Raw genomic sequence first — 16,528 nt, forward strand, 5'->3', positions numbered from 1 at the left:
GAGAACGGCAAGACCGTTTACAGCCGTCCGCACCAGGCGAAGGTCGTCACCGACTCGCAGGGCACCGAGCTGTTCCTCGAGTACAAGGGCCGCAAGGTCGCTGACGTCTGAGTCGCGGTCTCACGATCGTGACTGACGTCCCCGTCGGGACGGCATCTCTCGCAAAGAAGCTCAGGGTCGATATCGACCCTGAGCTGCTTTCGTTGGCGCTGACCCATCGTTCTTACGCTTACGAGCACGGCGGAGCCCCGCACAACGAGCGCCTGGAGTTCCTGGGCGACTCGGTGCTGGGGCAGGCCGTGACCGTGATGCTCTACACGACGCACCCCGAACTTACGGAGGGGCAGCTCGCCAAGCGGCGTGCGAGCGTGGTCTCCACGCTCGCCCTCGCTGAGGTGGCTCGAGGAATCGGGCTGGGCGAGCACCTGTTGCTCGGTCGCGGTGAGGAGCAGACCGGTGGTCGTGACAAGGACTCGATCCTTGCGGACACCATGGAGGCGGTATTCGGCGCGACGTTTCTGTCTGCCGGACAGGACGCCGCCACCGAGCTCGTGCTGCGCCTCACCGAGCCGCTGCTTGACGACCCCGAGCGCTACGGCGCGGCGATGGATCCGAAGACGAGTCTTCAGGAACTCGCTGCGCGGCTGGGCGAGTCGGCACCGGAGTATTCGGTGACCGCTACCGGGCCCGACCATAATCGGCGTTTCACGGCGACGGTGACGGTCGGAGATTCCACGAGCTCGGGTGATGGCACGAGCAAGAAGACCGCCGAGATGGCTGCCGCGCTCACCGCGTGGCGCACCCTCAGCAGCCGTGCCTGAGCTTCCCGAAGTCGAGGTCGTTCGCGCGGGCCTTGCCCCCGCGGTGATCGGGTCGACGGTGACGGCCGTGTCCGTCCTCGATGAGCGTGCGCTCACGAGGCATGCGGCCGGTGCCGTCGACTTCGTCGCGCGCCTCGAGGGCGTGCGCATCGACGACGCTCGTCGTCGTGGGAAGTTTCTCTGGCTGCCTCTGGCCGGAGGCTCGGATGCCATGACTGCTCACCTCGGTATGAGTGGACAGATGCTGCTTCGTGTTCCGGATGCCCCGCCGGAACGGCATGAGCGCATCCGGCTCTTCGTCGAGCATCCTTCACACGGCGGGCTTGCCGTCGTCTTCGCCGACCAGCGGACTTTCGGCTCGCTCGCGGTCGATGCTCTCGTGCCCGACGGCGACGACCTGATCCCCACGCAGGTGCAGCACATCGCCCGTGATCCGCTGGATGCCGCGTTTGACGATGCGGCCTTCGTAGCCGCGGTGCGTCGCCGGTCGAGCGCGATCAAGCGGATCATGCTCGACCAGACGGTCGTCAGCGGCATCGGCAACATCTATGCCGACGAGTCGCTGTGGGCCGCCCGCATCCATCCGGAAACGCAGGGGCGTGCGCTGTCGACGCAGGCGGTTCGCCGTATTATCGGCGAGGTTCGGCTCGTGCTCGAGAAGGCCCTCGCCGAGGGCGGGACGAGCTTCGACGCGCAGTACGTGAACGTCAATGGGCAGGCGGGTTACTTCGCGCACTCGCTGAACGCATACGGTCAGACGGGCAAGCCGTGCGCCCGCTGCGGCGGCGCGATCAGGCGCGAGGCGTTCATGAACCGCGGCTCGCACTTCTGCCCGCGGTGCCAGCGGCGACGGTGAGCACTGGCTGTCCCTCCTGCCGTTGAACGAGCGGAGCGAGTCGAAAGCTCTCGCCCAGTCAAGGACTACTCTTGATCAGTTGGAGTCACGCACCGTCCGCAAAGCTGTCGCATACGTCGTTCGCAACGAGCAGCTGCTCGTCTTCACGCATGACGACTTCCCGATGGAGATCACCGGTGTGCAGGTGCCGGCGGGCTCCATCGAAGATGACGAGTCCCCGGCGGATGCTGTCGTCCGGGAGGTCGCAGAGGAGACCGGCCTCCTCGCTCGAATCGTTCGCCCTCTCGGCGTGGGGCACTATGACATGCGGCCAGCAAAGCCTGAGATTCATGAACGGCACTTCTTCCAGCTCGAGGTTCTCGACTCCGACGTGCTGTCACGGTGGACGTGGGGCGAGTCCGACCCGTCGGACGGCGGCTCGGACGTGCGCTGGACCTGCTGGTGGATGCCGATGAAAGATGCCCACGTCCTGTGCGCCGGTTTCGGCGCGCTCCTCGGGAGCATCAGCGAGAGCAGGGGATAGATGCACGCAGTGCAGAGAATCAGCATCGGTATCGAGCTGCTTGAGGGCGGATATGTCGTCGGGTGGACTCCGTCGGGGGAGAGCGCTCCAGGAGTGCACATCATGTCCTACCCCGATTATGACCGCCGGCTCATGGAAGCGCTGTGGGGAGCCTCGGAACTGGTCGGAACCGACTACGGATACGCAGCCCGAGTCGACGAGGTGCGTGACCTGAGCGTCCCGGGAATGACGCGCTCGCAGTTGTCCACGTTTCTGACCTGGATCCAGCGCAGCGAGAGATTCTGCGACGGGGCGATCGATGACTTCGTCAAGGACGGTCGGGTGCTGCAGGCGCTCCGCCGAGCTGCTGAGCTGGGAACAAGCGTGGAACAAAGCGCCTAAACGGCGAAAAGTGAAGACCTAAGGCTGTGATGGATTTAGGACCCCGTGCCCCGACAGCGGACGCTTGACCCTGCCCCACAGGTCAAGGTTTAGCGTCGAGTGCGGAGGTGGTCTGATGCAGATCGGTGAACTCGCTCGGCGTTCCGGTGTGACCGTGAAAGCCGTGCGCTATTACGAGAGCCTCGGGCTCGTGCATCCGGAACGCCTGCCGAACGGGTATCGCGCCTACCGGGAGAGCGACCTGCAGGCGGTCATCGAGATCCGCGAGCTGTCTGCCGCGGGGCTCACCGCGCGTCAGACGATTCCGTTCGTGGAGTGCCTTTCGCTCGGCCACGAGCATGGCGATGACTGCCCGTCCTCTCTTGTGGTCTACCGAGACGCCATCGACGAGATCGACCGGTGCCATCGCATCCCTCCAGGCCAAGAGAACTGAGCTCGTGCACCGGCTCGACACGGGCGCGTCTCGAAACTTCACGAAGGAGACGGCGATGACTGACCTGAACCGCCTGCCTGAGGGGTTGCCCGTCCCGACGGATGACGGCGCCGCCGCGCATCTTCCGGGCCCCTCGCTGCCGGCGCTGAGTCTCGAGGGGACCGACGGTCATCGCGTGGATCTCGGTGGGCTCGGCGCGGGAAGAACGGTCTTCTACGTCTATCCGCTCACGGGGCGGCCCGGGACGGATCTGCCGGACGGCTGGGAGGTGATCCCCGGTGCGCGAGGCTGCACCAGCGAGGCCTGCGACTTCCGTGACCACTTCGTTGATCTGCAGGCGGCCGGAGCGGATGCGGTGTACGGACTCTCGAGTCAGGATGTTGCGTATCAGACCGAGGTCGTGGAGCGGCTCGGACTGCCGTTCGCGATGCTCTCCGACGAGGGCTTCCAGCTCGCGGATGCTCTCGACCTCCCGACATTCGTCGCCCCCGGTGCGGGCCGGCTCTACTCACGCCTCACCCTCATCGTGCGCGCGGGTCGGATCGAATACGTCTTCTACCCGATCTTCCCGCCGAACACTCACGCTCAGCAGGTGCTGACCTGGCTCCGACAGCATCCGCTGGACTCGTCTGACTTGTGAGCGCCCGCCTGGCCGTTCAGTATTCATGGATCGCGGCCACGATGTCGGCGGGCGAGCCTCGCCATGGCTTGCCGTGGCCGGGCAGAATCCAGCCGGCGTTGACTTCCATGAGTTTGTCCAACGACGCGGATGCTTCTTCCGGATCATCCGTGAAGGGAGCGGGCTGCGGAATCTCGCTACCGGTCAGCACGTGTCGTGTGGTGAGCGCGTCGCCGACGAAAACGGCATCGACGGCGGGGACGGATATCGCGATGCTGCCGGGGGAGTGGCCGGGCATTGCGACGATGACGGGACCACCGGGAAGGTCGAGTCTCTCGCCGTCGACGACCTCGATGACATCCTGGACGTACCGGGTGCGCAGCCCGTTCTTGCGCAGCGCGTAGGCGAGGAAGCCGGCGGTGGGGAAGAAGCGCATCGGCCCCATCGCGATCTTCGGCTTCTCTCCGGTGCGCACACGATGAGCGTCCGCGCCGTGGATGAACACGGGAACACCCTGTTCCTCGCGCAGCCGCTCGGCGAACCCGATGTGGTCGCTGTCGCCGTGGGTGAGCACGAGGCCGCGGATGTCGGAGAGCGGTCGGCCGATCAGATCGAGCTCGTGCAGCAGGTCGTTCCAATGGCCGTTCCGGACCTCGACCACCTTGCCCGCGCGTACCGTGCCTTCGCCCATCAGCATCCCGAGGCGTTCCGCCTCATATTCACGCCGACGGCTTCGCAGGAGTCTCTGCAACGCTCGGCGGCCCCCGTACTCCTGGCGGTGACGGCATTCGTCGGGGAAGATCACGCGTTGTCAGCCGCGCGCCTGTTCACCGCCTGGGCGACGGGCTTCGTCCAGATGGAGCTCGCCGGCGCCTTCCGTCTCGGTGGCGACGTCGAGGATGCCTTCGAGTACGGGCTCCGGCATATGATCGCCAGCCTCGAAGCCGGCCGGACGGGCTGACGACCGTGGCTGGCTCAGCGCTCCTTCTTCAGACCCTGTCGCGTCGTGCCTCACACACTATGGCGATCACGCGAGCAGATCAGCGAGCAGGGCTTCGACGCGCTGCTTGATCTCATCGCGGATCGGCCGTACCGACGCGATGCCCCGTCCGGCCGGATCCTCGAGTTCCCAGTCCTCGTAGCGCTTTCCGGGGAAGATCGGGCAGGCGTCTCCGCATCCCATCGTGATCACAGCATCCGATTCCCGTACGGCATCGATCGTGAGCACCTTCGGCTGCTCGGCGGTGATGTCGATCTCGACCTCTTGCATTGCCGCTACAGCCACCGGATTGATCCGCTCAGCGGGCATCGACCCGGCGGAACGCACCTCGACTCGGTCGCCGGCGAGCGCACGAAGCCATCCCGCGGCCATCTGGGATCGTCCCGCATTGTGAACGCAGACGAAGAGCACGGATGGCTGGGAATCTTCGGACATGAGAGCTGCTTTCGGAGCGACGGATGAAGATCAGGAAAGAAGGGTGCGCTGATCCGGGACGTGACCGAGCGTACTCGGCCCGGCACATCCGGGGCGATCCGGGGACGGCCTCCGCGATGCTTCGCAGCGTTACGCTGATCGGATGCGAGTGGAACTGCGTCTGCCCGGTCCGGCCGATGAGAGCGCATGCCGTCTGCTGCACGAGCAGCTCGCTGCCGACGAATTCGAATTCCTGCAGTTCGCGGGATCCTGGGAAGAGATCTGCGCCGGCGTCCGCCGTGAGCATGACGGCGTCGACATCGCGCCGGGTCGCGTGCCCAGCAGTTGGTTGCTCGCCATCGCGGACGGCGAGATCGTCGGGCGCGTGTCGATCCGTCATGAGCTGAACGATTTCCTGCTCCACGAGGGCGGGCACATCGGCTATGCGGTCGGCCCCGCGCATCGCCGTCGCGGGTACGCGACCGAGATCCTGCGCCTCGCGGTTTCCGACCTCGCAGCAAGGGGAGTAGGGCGTGTCCTCGTGACATGTGACGACTCGAACCAAGCATCCGCCGGCGTCATCGAGACGTGCGGCGGCGTGTTCGAGGACAGGCGCGTCGCCCGCGGCGGGATTCTCAAGCGCCGTTACTGGATCGACGCGGCATCCGTTTGAGGCCGTGCCGGCCACGGCAGCCAGTTCCCGGCCGGGCTCGCCTCTGCGACCGCACGCAACGCCGCTGAGGCTGCGGCCAGTTCCGAAGCCGTGAGATCGGATGCTGCGCTCTCGCCGCCGCTCGAACCGCTGTCGTCGAGCATCACGAGCGAATATGAAACGGCCTGCCCGCGGTCGGTCTCGAACCATCTGCCCGCACGGTTGTAGGTCACGCACGGCCGCCGCGGCTTGCCGACCTTCTCGGTGAGACCGCCGCCTGCGATCGACAGCACCTGCTGCTCGAGCTCCTCGGCCGCAGCGTCCCACGTCTCATCGCACGCGTCGCATCCGCAGCTCGGGAACGCCTCTTCGAAGAACATGCCCGCCCGCACCCGCACACCGGGATACGCCGTGAACAGCACCGTCATCGACGCGGACGCCTCATGCCGCGGCGTGAACCGCACGGCGCGCACGACGGCATCCGCCGGGGTTGGATGCCGGAAGTCCGCGGCGACATGCGCGCCCTCCTCGACATCGACGGCATACGTCGTGACGAGGTGTGCGATCAGCGCGTCCGCCACCGGGTGCAGCGGGGCGAAGCGCTCCGGATGCTCGCCCACGGAGTAGCTGTCCTCCGGCGGTCCGTCGAGGTGCGCCCACCGATTGCCGTAGTCGATCCGCTCGCCCTGCGCGTCGAAGAAATCGTCGGGCTCGATGTGCGGGCGGATGTAGGAGGTCATGCTCCGCAGATTATCGCGGACGAGCATGTCCGTGGCTGTCGTTGTGGAATCGGGGACCGGGCCCCACCGCACCGTATTGTCCGTTTCCTCACGCCGGAGCGAAGGCCCGGGCCAGCAGGGGACGCGTGACCCGCGTGCTCAACCAGACCAGGGCGACACCGCAGATCAGAACGGCGGCGATGGTCAGCAGTGAAAGCGGCGCGATGATCAGGGCAACGCCCAGCAGGGGGAAGAGCATCGCCGCGGCGCACAGCGCGGATCCGATCGTCACCAGCAGAATCGGCGCCATGACGGCGCGCACGCGTGCCGAATCCACCGTCGCGAGCGGTACACCGAGCCGGTGCAGGCTGCGGTGCATCTCGTGCTGATCGATCAGAGCGGACGACTGGTTGACCCCGAGCGAGACCGCCACCATCAGGAACGAGGCGATCAGGGTGATGATCAGGCCGGTGCGGATATCGGTCGCGAGCAGAAGATTTGCGTTCCCATCGGGCCCATCTGTGCTCACGTCGATGAGCGCGACTCCGGTGCCGGCGAAGACCGCCATGAAGCTCGCCATCGCGACCCCGCTCACCTGCCGCCAGGCAGCTGGCGGCGACTCGAGCACGAGACGGGCGGAGAGCAGTCGCTCGGGCTTGTCGGCACGTCGGAGACCGAGACGCGCGTGCACTGTGAGAACCCACGGGCCGATGAGGTTCAGCACACCGAGGGAGGCCCCGAACAGTCCGACGATGACGATCACCGTGAGCGCGAACCCGATGCCGCCGGGGAGCGCCCCGAGCACGGTGAATGCGACACCGATCACGACGACGGCGATGACGGCCCGAATCCAATGCACTCGAGGCGTCGTCGTGCGTGAGCGAACGCCGAGAGGCGAGATGATGATGCGTCGAAGCCCGAGGATCGCGCTCACCGCGGCGAGCGCGACGACCGCCATGACGATCAGAAGAATGACGGGCGTGCTGAGCAGCACAGCCTCGAACCCGAGCGGTTCGCCTCGGAAGGCGATGAGGCCGATCAGCGGGGTGAGCGCGAGGTAGCCGAGTACGCCCACGACGGCTCCTGCCGTCGCGACCACCGTGGATTCGACGACGGTCGCGGTCACGACGCCGGCAGGGGAGACGCCCAGAAGACGAAGGGTCGAGAGCCGTTCGTCGCGGCGTCGGGCGGAGAGCCGGGCTGCTGCCGCGCCGAGGGTGGCGAGGGGGATGAGGAGGAGCATGAGAGCGACCGAGGCCAGCGCCTGATAGAGCCCGGCATCGAGATCGCTCCATGTCCAGAACTTCTGTGCGCCCCCGATCACCGAGAGCAGCAGTGCCGTGACGACGGCGAACGACGTGAGAGGCAGTGCCAGGACTCCGCCCTGGCCGCGTTCGGGTTTGAGCAGGAGAGCCAGGACAGCGGGGTTCATGCCGACACCTCGGCGGTGACGATGCTGCCGTCGCGCATCAGAACGGTTCGCGAGCACCGGGCGGCCACGTCGGCATCGTGCGTGACGACCACGAGCGAGCGCCCCTGTCCGGTCGTGGACCAGAGCAGGGCATCCATGACCTCGTGCGAGGTCTTCGAGTCGAGCGCTCCCGTCGGCTCGTCGGCGAAGACGAGCTCGGCGCCCGTGACCTGGGCGCGGGCGATCGCGACGCGCTGCGCCTGACCACCGGACAGTTCGCCGATGCGGTTGTCCTCCTTGCCGGCGAGTCCGAGGGATGCCATCCATCCGGCCGCGTGCTCGAGCGCTGTGCGGCGGCGGGTGCCGTTGATCATGAGAGCGAGGGCGATGTTCTCGACGGCGGTCAGCTCGGGGATCAGCAGACCCTGTTGGAACACGAACCCGAATCGTTCCCGTCGCAGTCGAGACCGCAGCGATTCTGATCCGCCGGTCACGTCGATCGGTGCGCCGTCGGTCGGGGAGAAGACCACGGAACCGGCAGCCGGGGTGACGATTCCTGCCAGCACATGCAGCAGAGTCGTTTTACCCGAGCCGGAGGCGCCCATGATCGCGAGCGATTCACCGCGGCGCACGTGCATGTCTACTCCGCCGAGCGCGCGTGTCTGGCCGTAGATCTTGGTCAGTGCGTGGGATTCGAGGACGAGATCAGTCATGATTCCAGCCTTGTCGTCCCGCTCTGCGGCGTCGTCCGTCGCAAGTCGTGTCAATGCGGCCGGGGATACATCGGAAGGATGATCCCCGGCTGCATGTCACGTCAGACGCTTCTGCCACCCGCCCGCATAGGAGGCCGGGACGAAGCCCATCGCCTCGTTGATGTCGAGCATCGCCCGGTTCTCCTCGGCGTTGAAGGTCACGACCTTCGGCGAGCGCGGTGCGATGCCCTGCCAACGCAACAGGTTCGCGCACTTCACGACCGTGCCGAGACGTCGTCCGCGATGCTCTGGCACGACGAGCGTGCCCCACTGGTGAGTGACGCCCGTGAGATCGCCGTCCGCCTTGAGCTCGTTGAAGGCGACGATCTCTCCGGTCGGGACATGCTCCACCGCGGCGACGGAGAACGTCGCGCCGCCGGAGAGGATGCGGGCGTCGCGCCGGGCGACCTTCTCGTCGTCCCATACCTCCGCTTCGGAGACGAGATCGCCGACGGGGACGTCGGTCGCCATGCGCGCGATCACGCCGCCGTATCCGCGGCGCAGCTCGGGCGGAGTCGGCAGGCTCCACTCGACGAGACGGTACTCGTCGCCGGCGTAGGCGATCGCCTCGTCGAGGCGGCGGTGCACGGCATCCATCGGCTGATCGAGCGGCAGGATGCTCGTGCGCTCGACCTGCTCGAACGTGAAACCGTTCGCCACGAGCAGTTCGCTCATCGGCGTCGATGCGACCAGACCCCACCCCGTCGCCGGGGTGATCGGCGCGTCACCGGGGGAGGCCGGATGCAGCGTCCAGGACTGCAGAACCGATCGGCCGAGTTCCCGTGCTTCGGCTTCGGCGCGGGAGAGCAGCGTCTGCCCCGTCGTCGCCATCTCCTCCGGCATCACCGAGAACTCCACCTCGGCGCGGGTCGTGCCCGCCGCGGTGTTCGTCTGGAGCACGGCGGCGCCGACGATCTCACCGTCGCGCCGGGCGACGAAGCCCCGCGAGAGCCGGTCGCTCTGATCGTGCCAGGCCGGCAGCAGGCTCTCGACCGTGTCGTCGAGGTCGGCCGTGCCGACATCCGCCCTGGCCATGGCGTTGCCGATGTCGACCATCGCGCGGAACTCCGCGGCATCCGGAGCGTTCGCCGTCTTCGGCACGACGAGGCCGGTGATGATGATGTCGGTCACTTCAGTTCCTTCTTCCATGCGCCCTCGTAGGCGATGGGGGCGAATCCGAGTGTCTCGTTGATGTCGAGCATCGGACGGTTCTCCTCGGCGTTGTAGGTGAGGACCTTCGGGGAACGCGGGTACCGTGCGTGCCAGCCGAGGAGACCCGCGGTCTTGACGAGCATCCCGAGCCGATGCCCACGGTGGCCTGCGAGCACAAGGGTGTCGTGCTGATGCGAGGTGTCAGCGGGGTCGGATGCGCGAATCGCCAGCTCGTTGAAAGCGCACAGCTCGCCAGTGGCGACGTGCTGCGCCGCCGTGACCTGCACAGCGAAGCCCTTCGCCGCGTGGTGCGCCTCCAGCTCTCGCACACGTGTCGTGTCCCAGACCTCTACGGGAGTGCCGAGCTCGGCGTCCGGAACATCTGTCGACATTCGTGACTTCATCCATGCATAGCCCTCGACGAACTCATCCGGCGTCGGCAGCATCCACTGCACGACCCGATAATCCGAGGCATGCGCCTGGGCCGTCTCACGCGCTCGCCGCAGATGGGCGAGCGATGCAGCATCCGGGGACCACGCGCTGGTCCGCACGACCTGCTCGAGGCGGAATCCGCGGCGGTCGAGGAACCGGGCGGCACCGTCGCGCGGTACCGCGCCGAAACCCGTCGGGGAATGGAGCATGTCGCTTCCATCACCGTGGTGCTCGACCCAGCCCATGAGATGACGGATACCCTCGACGCGCAGCGCGCCCTCAAGCGCGGTGAGTGCCGCGGTTCCGATGCCGCGGCCGGTGCGGGCCTTCAAGATCGAGATGACGCCGAGAGCAGTATCGGCATCCCCGTCCTGCAGCATGGCCGTGGCAACGCATCCGATGGTCTCGCCGTCTTCCTCGATGCACCACTGGCGCTTCTTCGACGCGATGGAGTCGTAGAGCACGGGAAGCAGTTCCTCGGGCGAGAGAGCGTCGTCTTCGCGACCGGACGTCTCTTTGATCGTGCGGTTGCGCACCTCGGCATAGGCGCGCAGTAGTGGGGTGGGCCCCGCGTCCGCCCGGGCGGGAAGCTCGAGCGGACGCAGGACGGCGGAAGGGGTGAGGTGAATCGTCATGGTCTCTCCGATCAGCGCAGCTGACGCTGCAGGTCGTAGGTCAACAGGTGGCGCGACGTGGCCGATGCGGCTCGCTCCCGTGCCAGCTGCAGGGCGACCTGTTCACGGGTGAGGTCGCCGGTGCGCTCATCCGTGCGCGCTGCGCGAAGAAGCAACCAGAGCCCGATGCGGAGGGAGAACCGGTCGCCGATCGACAGCTTACGGCGGTCGGTCGGGACGACGACGGTCACCTCCTCGGTACACGGTGGGTGGACGGTTTTACGAAGCAGGGCTTCAGCGTTCACGAGAATGCTCGTTTCTTGAATCGATTTCTTCAGGGGAATCAGGTGCACCGGGGCGGATGCCGGGGTGCGAGCGGGCGGCTACGAGAGCGGAGACGACGCCCGAGGGGCTGGTCGACGACAGATGCGACCGGTGGGACAGCGGGGAGAGCCGGATCGAGAGGCCGTCAGAGGACGGGCGCTCAGAGAACGGTTCTACGACAGCGCGCTGAATCGGATCCCGGAACGGCGGGACACCTGATCGAGCATGCGGGTCGCGGCTGTGCCGGCGAGATGCGCAATGCGAGTGATCGTGATCATGGTGTCCTCCTTCCGTACGGGATCAGGGTTGACAAGTTAGTCCTGTGAATCCGCTGACGTCAAGCCGCCGGGCGTGTCATCGGCGTGTCGTGGTGAACCGGATGCGGCTCAGCACCGCGCGTGAGCCGCGGAACGGCGCGGAATTCCGGTAGCGTTGCGACGTGATCTCCCGTCGACGAACGGTGCCGGCATGCACCTGAAGAGTTTGAACCTCAAGGGGTTCAAGTCGTTCGCGCAGCCCACGAGCTTCGTCTTCGAGCCCGGTGTGACCTGCATCGTCGGCCCGAACGGCTCGGGTAAATCAAATGTCGTGGATGCCCTCGCCTGGGTCATGGGAGAGCAGGGGGCGAAGACCCTGCGCGGCGGCAAAATGGAAGACGTCATCTTCGCCGGTACCTCCACGCGTGGACCCCTCGGTCGCGCCGAGGTGCAGCTCACGATCGACAACAGCGACGGTGCCCTGCCGATCGAGTTCGCCGAGGTCACGATCAGCCGCACGCTGTTCCGCAACGGCTCCAGCGAATACGCCATCAACGGCTCCGGATGCCGTCTGCTCGACGTGCAGGAGCTGCTGAGCGACTCGGGCCTCGGCCGTGAGATGCACGTGATCGTCGGCCAAGGCCGTCTCGATACCGTGCTGCAGGCAACGCCGGAAGACCGGCGCGGATTCATCGAAGAAGCAGCAGGAATCCTCAAGCACCGCCGCCGCAAGGAGAAGACTCTCCGCAAGCTCAACGCGATGGAGACCAACCTCACCCGCTTGAGCGACCTCGCCGGCGAGATCCGCCGTCAACTCAAACCCCTCGGCAAGCAGGCCGAGATCGCCCGGGAGGCGCAGACCATCGCCGCGGTCGTGAGAGACGCCAAGGCACGGATCTTCGCCGACGACGTCGTCGCCCTGCGCACAGCTCTCGCCGACCACACGCGCACCGAACAGGAGCGCCACACCGAGCGCCTTGTGCTCGCCGAGCAGTCCGAGACGATCCGTGTCGGCATCGCGAAACTCGAAGCCGACCAGAACTCCGCAGCCGTCGACCAGGCCCGAAGCATCGCCCACGGGCTCGAGCAGGTGCAGGAGCGCATGCGCTCGCTCTACACGCTCGCCAACCAGCGGCTCGCCCTGCTCGGCTCCGAAGAGGAAGACGCCGCAGTCACCGCCGTCACCGTGACGCAGTCCACGATCGACGAGGCCGCCGATGAGATCACGGTGATCTCATCGGGTATCGGAGATGCCCAGGATGCTGCTGCCGAGGCCAGTCGCACGGTCATGGCCGCGCGAGTCGAACTCGACGCCCTCGACGTCGACATCGCCGAGCAGAGCGCGCTGGTCTCCCAGCACGAGATGGCCCTCACTGCTCTGCGCGGCACCGCAGAGGCTGCGGCTTCTGCGCTCGCCGCGGTGCGCGGTGCTGTGCAGCGTCAGCAGAACGCGCTCGATGCGGCGCATGAGCGTCGTCGAGAAGCGGCTGAGGCGTTTGAGCAGATCGAGGGCACCCAGGCGCCGGAGGCGAGTGCGGCGGAGCACACCGAGGCCTATGAGAGCGCCCAGAGGGCGGTGACCGCTGCCGAAGCGGAACGCGAGGCGCTGCGCGAGAAGCTGCATGCCGCCGAGCGCGAAGCCGAAGCGCTCATGGCCAAGGCCGGAGCGCTGAGCAGTGCCCTATCGCTGTCCGGCGGCGCTGCAGAAATCGTTGAATCGGGTGCGGCCGGCGTCCGCGGGCTCGTCGGCGATGCGGTGCAGGTCACCGCCGGTTTCGAAGCCGCCATCGCGGCGGTTCTCGGTCCCCTCGCCGAGGGGGTGCTCGTCGATGACGCGGAGGCCGCGTTCGCCGTGGCTCGCGAATCCACGGCGCACGAGCGCGGCATCGTCGATCTCGTGATCGCCGACGCTGTCCGCGGGCCATCGGAGCTGCCGAAGATCGACGGGGCGACGGCGGCGATCGACGTGGTCACCGCGCCGGACGGGATCCTCGGCATCCTCTCGCACGTGCTCATCGCGGACGACCTGGGTGCCGCGCAACGCGTTCGCGCGGCACTGGATGCGCTGCACGACGACTCGGTGACCGTCGTCACCACGGGCGGAGAGGTCATCACCGCGCAGACGCTGCGCACAGCATCCGGTTCCGACCGCTCCCGGCTCGAGCTCACTGCCGAGAGAGACGCCGCCGAGGAGCGCCTCGCCCAGGTACGCATCAGCGTCGCCGAGCTCCGCGAGGCGCGCGCCGCCGCATCCGAACGCGTCGATGAGACCCGTCGCCGCGCGCAGGAGACGCTGCGCGCACTGCGCGAGCACGATGCAGCGCTCGCGACCCATGCAGAGCACGTCAACAAGGTCACGGTTCGTCACGAATCAGCCGTCGCCGAGTGCGAACGCCTCGAAGCCGGCCTCGCCCAGGCGCAGGCGACACTCGCCGAAGCGGAGAACTCCGCGCAGGCCGCGCAGCAGGAGCTCGCGGAGGCCGAGGCAGAACCCCGCCCCGTGCTCGACGCCTCTGCCCGGGACGGTCTGCTCGAAGCGCTCGAAACCGCGCGCGAGGGGGAAGTACGGGCCCGCCTCGAGATCGAGACGCTGCGCGAGAGGATCCGTGCGGCGCAGGCCCGCGTGGTCGCGCTGGAACGTCAACGAGAGAACCAACGCGAAGCCGCGGCAGAAGCAGCCCGGCGCGCCGTCATCCGGCGCGGACAGCGCGAGGCGGCATCCGCCGTCGCCGCCGAGCTTCCGCGCATCCTCGATTCGATCGATCGCTCGGTGGCGGAAGCCCGGCTCAAGCTCGTCGAGGCCGAGAGTGCGCGCTCCGCCCAGAACGAGGAGCTCACCGCTTTGCGCGCCCAGGAGACCGCTCTGCGCGAGCGCTTGGCCCGCCTCACCGAGAGCGTGCACGGCATCGAACTCCAGATCCACGAGAAGAAGCTGCACCTGACGAGCCTGCTCGAGCGCGTCTCGTCGGAACTCGCCCTCGACGAGGACATCCTCGTCGCCGAATACGGCCCGGATCAGCCCGTCCCGGTGGCCGATGGCGACGGCGCCGCCGTCGAGTACGACCGCAAAGCCCAGGAGCGCCGCCTCGCCGAGGCGCAGCGAAAGCTGAACCAGCTGGGGCGCGTCAACCCGCTCGCCCTCGAAGAGTTCGCAGCCCTCGAGCAGCGGCACGCGTTCCTCACCGAGCAGCTCGCCGACCTCACTCAGACGCGTCAGGACCTGCTCACGATCATCGCCGACCTCGACGAGCGCATGCAGACGATCTTCGCGAGCGCGTTCGAAGACACCCAGCGGGCATTCGGCGAGGTCTTCCCGCTGCTGTTCCCCGGCGGCTCCGGCAGCATCTCGCTGACCAACCCCGACGACATGCTCACAACCGGCATCGAGGTCGCGGTGCGGCCAGTGGGGAAGAAGATCGAGCGCCTGTCGCTGCTCTCCGGCGGTGAGAGATCGCTGGCCGCCGTCGCCCTGCTCGTTGCGATCTTCAAGGCGCGCCCGAGCCCGTTCTACATCCTCGACGAGGTCGAGGCCGCGCTCGACGACGCGAACCTCGGGCGCCTTTTGACCGTCTTCGAGCAGTTGCGGGAGAGCTCGCAGCTGCTGATCATCACGCACCAGAAGCGCACGATGGAGATCGCCGACGCCCTCTACGGCGTCTCGATGCGCCAGGACGGCGTCTCCGCCGTCGTCGGCCAGCGGGTCGGCGACCGCGCCTCGGCCGGCTGAAACACGTCGCGACGCGGCCGCGGCAACCGATTAGCGGCGCTGTGGCGCCTTCAGAAGGCGGCTTCTGTGAGGAACTCTTCGACGATGACAGCGAAATTGGGGTGATCCTGTGGACGATGCCCGGTCCCGGAAATCACCCGGTGACGGGCGCCGGATTCCTCGAGCATCTGTGCGATCACCTCGTACTCCGGATTCCAGCAGCCCGTGATCACGAGTGTGGAGACGTCACGCGTTGCGTTGGCACGCACGCCGTGACCCCACGGGAGCGTGGTGAAGGCCCAGTGCTCGGCGACGGCCTGCTCCGTGGCCCAGGTCTCCGGATCGAAGGGTCCCCCGAACATCAGCGGCCGGAAGATCATCCAAAACCCGCGCAAGTCGGCCACAGCCTGATCCCGCGCCTCGGAAACTATGGCGATATGCCGCTCGATCGCTTCATCACCGCGGACAGCGTCATAGAGGGCGGGCTCGACCAGCACGAGTCCGGCGAGATCGATGCGTCCTGATGCGGCTGCCAGTACCGCGGGAACCGCGCCGAGCGAGTGGGCGAAGAGCACAGCCCTCGGCGCTTGGCAAGCGAGGACGATTTCATCCACTCGCTGATCCATCGGTACTGCGTTGGCGAAGCTGAGGAACGTCGCCTCGTCTCGCGAGGCTATGGGCCAGGCATCCGGTCCGCGACGTCCGGATCCATGAACAAAGACACGATTCGAGATCGCGGCGCCACTTTACAGAGAAGTCCTCTGCGAGCCATCCCCGTGTTCTAAGGCCTACTTCTCAATATACGGCGTTAATTACCTGAGTTCCTCTTTCGAGGCTTACGGTTTATCTCCACATGCGCAAGAGCGTAGCCAATTACAAGAGATACTCCTGACATTGTCAACACATATGCGAAAAAGTTGGCAGAGGTCAAGTTAAGAATGGCCCCCGCAATCGTAAGCAGGACCCCCATCGAAAATCCAGCCCGTAAATTTCGATTCCGCCGAACCTCAAGTCGCTCAGGATTAACTTCCTCAGGCGTACTCGCGACAGAAGGTGCCAAGCAGAAGAGAATCCCAGCTGAAAAAAGAACCGCGATGGCTGGAATAATGTCTCCAAGGAACGTTAACAATAGCGACGTAGCTGCCATTGAAGGCGCGACTACATACCTAGCTAGCTTAACTGTGATACTCGACGTTGCGGCCAATTCGATTACCCTGATTGAGGATGCCTTAGCAGTTTATTTCCACCCAGAAGAAGAACACCGACTGCCCCATAGCGATAGTGACAGCGACCGCAGGGTTTACAGCCGCAAGAGCGACCAGCGCGGCCCAGTTCAGCGAGCTGAAACGTCCCACGATCCACACGGCGGTAGAGCAGGCATTAACGGCTCTTCGCAGATGAGGGTGTAGTCGAGAGCCGGCGGCTGGTTCGCGGATAGGCGTCGGGGTCTCCCAGGATGGAA

The 16,528-nt window shown here is 66.5% G+C and carries 18 protein-coding genes and 1 pseudogene; 10 read left to right on the forward strand and 9 right to left on the reverse strand.

The genetic code is table 11. The annotated features are described in order from the left end of the window. The 7 genes and pseudogenes from Q0Z66_RS09810 to Q0Z66_RS09840 form a co-directional block, all read left to right on the forward strand. Window positions 1-111 (forward strand): annotated as a pseudogene (locus tag Q0Z66_RS09810) (50S ribosomal protein L32); the annotation flags it as partial. Window positions 112-128: 17 nt separating this feature from the next. Next, complete coding sequence (gene rnc, locus Q0Z66_RS09815) at window positions 129-821, forward strand: ribonuclease III (protein WP_298040622.1); 693 nt, start codon at window positions 129-131, stop codon at window positions 819-821. Next, window positions 814-1,677 (forward strand): bifunctional DNA-formamidopyrimidine glycosylase/DNA-(apurinic or apyrimidinic site) lyase, encoded by an 864-nt coding sequence (gene mutM, locus Q0Z66_RS09820; RefSeq protein WP_298040624.1) that lies wholly within the window; start codon window positions 814-816, stop codon window positions 1,675-1,677. The genes rnc and mutM overlap by 8 nt, the downstream gene beginning before the upstream one ends. 79 nt (window positions 1,678-1,756) lie before the next feature. Continuing rightward, window positions 1,757-2,200: an NUDIX domain-containing protein gene (locus Q0Z66_RS09825; RefSeq protein ID WP_298040626.1), complete on the forward strand. Its 444-nt coding sequence runs from the start codon at window positions 1,757-1,759 to the stop codon at window positions 2,198-2,200. Between the two features lie 9 nt (window positions 2,201-2,209). After that, window positions 2,210-2,581: a DUF6508 domain-containing protein gene (locus tag Q0Z66_RS09830; protein ID WP_298040628.1), complete on the forward strand. Its 372-nt coding sequence runs from the start codon at window positions 2,210-2,212 to the stop codon at window positions 2,579-2,581. 115 nt (window positions 2,582-2,696) lie between these two features. Then, window positions 2,697-3,014, forward strand: coding sequence for a MerR family DNA-binding transcriptional regulator (locus Q0Z66_RS09835; protein WP_298040630.1), 318 nt, complete (start codon window positions 2,697-2,699; stop codon window positions 3,012-3,014). A gap of 55 nt (window positions 3,015-3,069) precedes the next feature. Beyond that, window positions 3,070-3,654, forward strand: a complete 585-nt coding sequence (locus Q0Z66_RS09840) for a peroxiredoxin (RefSeq protein ID WP_298040632.1) — start codon at window positions 3,070-3,072, stop codon at window positions 3,652-3,654. Between the two features lie 16 nt (window positions 3,655-3,670). Here the strand turns inward: Q0Z66_RS09840 and Q0Z66_RS09845 are convergent, their stop codons facing one another. After that, the gene (locus tag Q0Z66_RS09845; RefSeq protein WP_298040634.1) at window positions 3,671-4,324 is read right to left on the reverse strand and encodes an MBL fold metallo-hydrolase; all 654 of its coding nucleotides are present in this window, start codon (window positions 4,322-4,324) and stop codon (window positions 3,671-3,673) included. Between Q0Z66_RS09845 and Q0Z66_RS09850 the strand changes: the two genes are divergently transcribed. Further along, entirely contained in the window at window positions 4,271-4,594 is a 324-nt protein-coding gene (locus tag Q0Z66_RS09850; RefSeq protein ID WP_298040636.1) for a TetR-like C-terminal domain-containing protein, read from the forward strand. The genes Q0Z66_RS09845 and Q0Z66_RS09850 overlap by 54 nt on opposite strands. A 66-nt stretch (window positions 4,595-4,660) precedes the next feature. On the opposite strand, the gene Q0Z66_RS09855 is transcribed toward Q0Z66_RS09850, so the two are convergent. Further along, the gene (locus tag Q0Z66_RS09855) at window positions 4,661-5,068 is read right to left on the reverse strand and encodes an arsenate reductase ArsC (RefSeq protein ID WP_298040637.1); all 408 of its coding nucleotides are present in this window, start codon (window positions 5,066-5,068) and stop codon (window positions 4,661-4,663) included. 142 nt (window positions 5,069-5,210) lie between these two features. On the opposite strand from Q0Z66_RS09855, the gene Q0Z66_RS09860 reads away from it, so the two are divergent. Further along, on the forward strand, window positions 5,211-5,720 hold the full coding sequence (locus Q0Z66_RS09860; protein WP_298040639.1) for a GNAT family N-acetyltransferase: 510 nt from the start codon (window positions 5,211-5,213) through the stop codon (window positions 5,718-5,720). Here the strand turns inward: Q0Z66_RS09860 and Q0Z66_RS09865 are convergent. The 6 genes from Q0Z66_RS09865 to Q0Z66_RS09890 all read right to left on the reverse strand — a co-directional run bounded on the left by Q0Z66_RS09865 (window position 5,693) and on the right by Q0Z66_RS09890 (window position 11,030). Next, window positions 5,693-6,439, reverse strand: a complete 747-nt coding sequence (locus tag Q0Z66_RS09865; RefSeq protein ID WP_298040641.1) for a DUF6226 family protein — start codon at window positions 6,437-6,439, stop codon at window positions 5,693-5,695. The genes Q0Z66_RS09860 and Q0Z66_RS09865 overlap by 28 nt on opposite strands. An 88-nt stretch (window positions 6,440-6,527) precedes the next feature. Beyond that, complete coding sequence (locus Q0Z66_RS09870) at window positions 6,528-7,850, reverse strand: FtsX-like permease family protein (RefSeq protein ID WP_298040643.1); 1,323 nt, start codon at window positions 7,848-7,850, stop codon at window positions 6,528-6,530. After that, complete coding sequence (locus Q0Z66_RS09875; RefSeq protein ID WP_298040645.1) at window positions 7,847-8,542, reverse strand: ABC transporter ATP-binding protein; 696 nt, start codon at window positions 8,540-8,542, stop codon at window positions 7,847-7,849. Before Q0Z66_RS09875 ends, Q0Z66_RS09870 begins: the two co-directional genes overlap by 4 nt. A 96-nt stretch (window positions 8,543-8,638) precedes the next feature. Next, window positions 8,639-9,712 carry a GNAT family N-acetyltransferase gene (locus Q0Z66_RS09880; protein WP_298040647.1) on the reverse strand — a complete coding sequence of 358 codons (1,074 nt, stop codon included), beginning with the start codon at window positions 9,710-9,712 and terminating at the stop codon, window positions 8,639-8,641. Further along, window positions 9,709-10,800 (reverse strand): GNAT family N-acetyltransferase, encoded by a 1,092-nt coding sequence (locus tag Q0Z66_RS09885; RefSeq protein ID WP_298040649.1) that lies wholly within the window; start codon window positions 10,798-10,800, stop codon window positions 9,709-9,711. The genes Q0Z66_RS09880 and Q0Z66_RS09885 overlap by 4 nt, the downstream gene beginning before the upstream one ends. A gap of 11 nt (window positions 10,801-10,811) precedes the next feature. Continuing rightward, complete coding sequence (locus tag Q0Z66_RS09890; RefSeq protein ID WP_298040651.1) at window positions 10,812-11,030, reverse strand: hypothetical protein; 219 nt, start codon at window positions 11,028-11,030, stop codon at window positions 10,812-10,814. A gap of 541 nt (window positions 11,031-11,571) precedes the next feature. On the opposite strand from Q0Z66_RS09890, the gene smc reads away from it, so the two are divergent. Beyond that, complete coding sequence (gene smc, locus Q0Z66_RS09895) at window positions 11,572-15,087, forward strand: chromosome segregation protein SMC (RefSeq protein ID WP_298040653.1); 3,516 nt, start codon at window positions 11,572-11,574, stop codon at window positions 15,085-15,087. Window positions 15,088-15,137: 50 nt separating this feature from the next. Here smc and Q0Z66_RS09900 read toward each other — a convergent pair whose 3' ends face one another. After that, on the reverse strand, window positions 15,138-15,800 hold the full coding sequence (locus Q0Z66_RS09900; protein ID WP_298040655.1) for an alpha/beta hydrolase family protein: 663 nt from the start codon (window positions 15,798-15,800) through the stop codon (window positions 15,138-15,140). Window positions 15,801-16,528 lie beyond the last annotated feature (728 nt).

The organism is uncultured Microbacterium sp. (assembly GCF_947632095.1).
GTDB lineage: Bacteria > Actinomycetota > Actinomycetes > Actinomycetales > Microbacteriaceae > Microbacterium.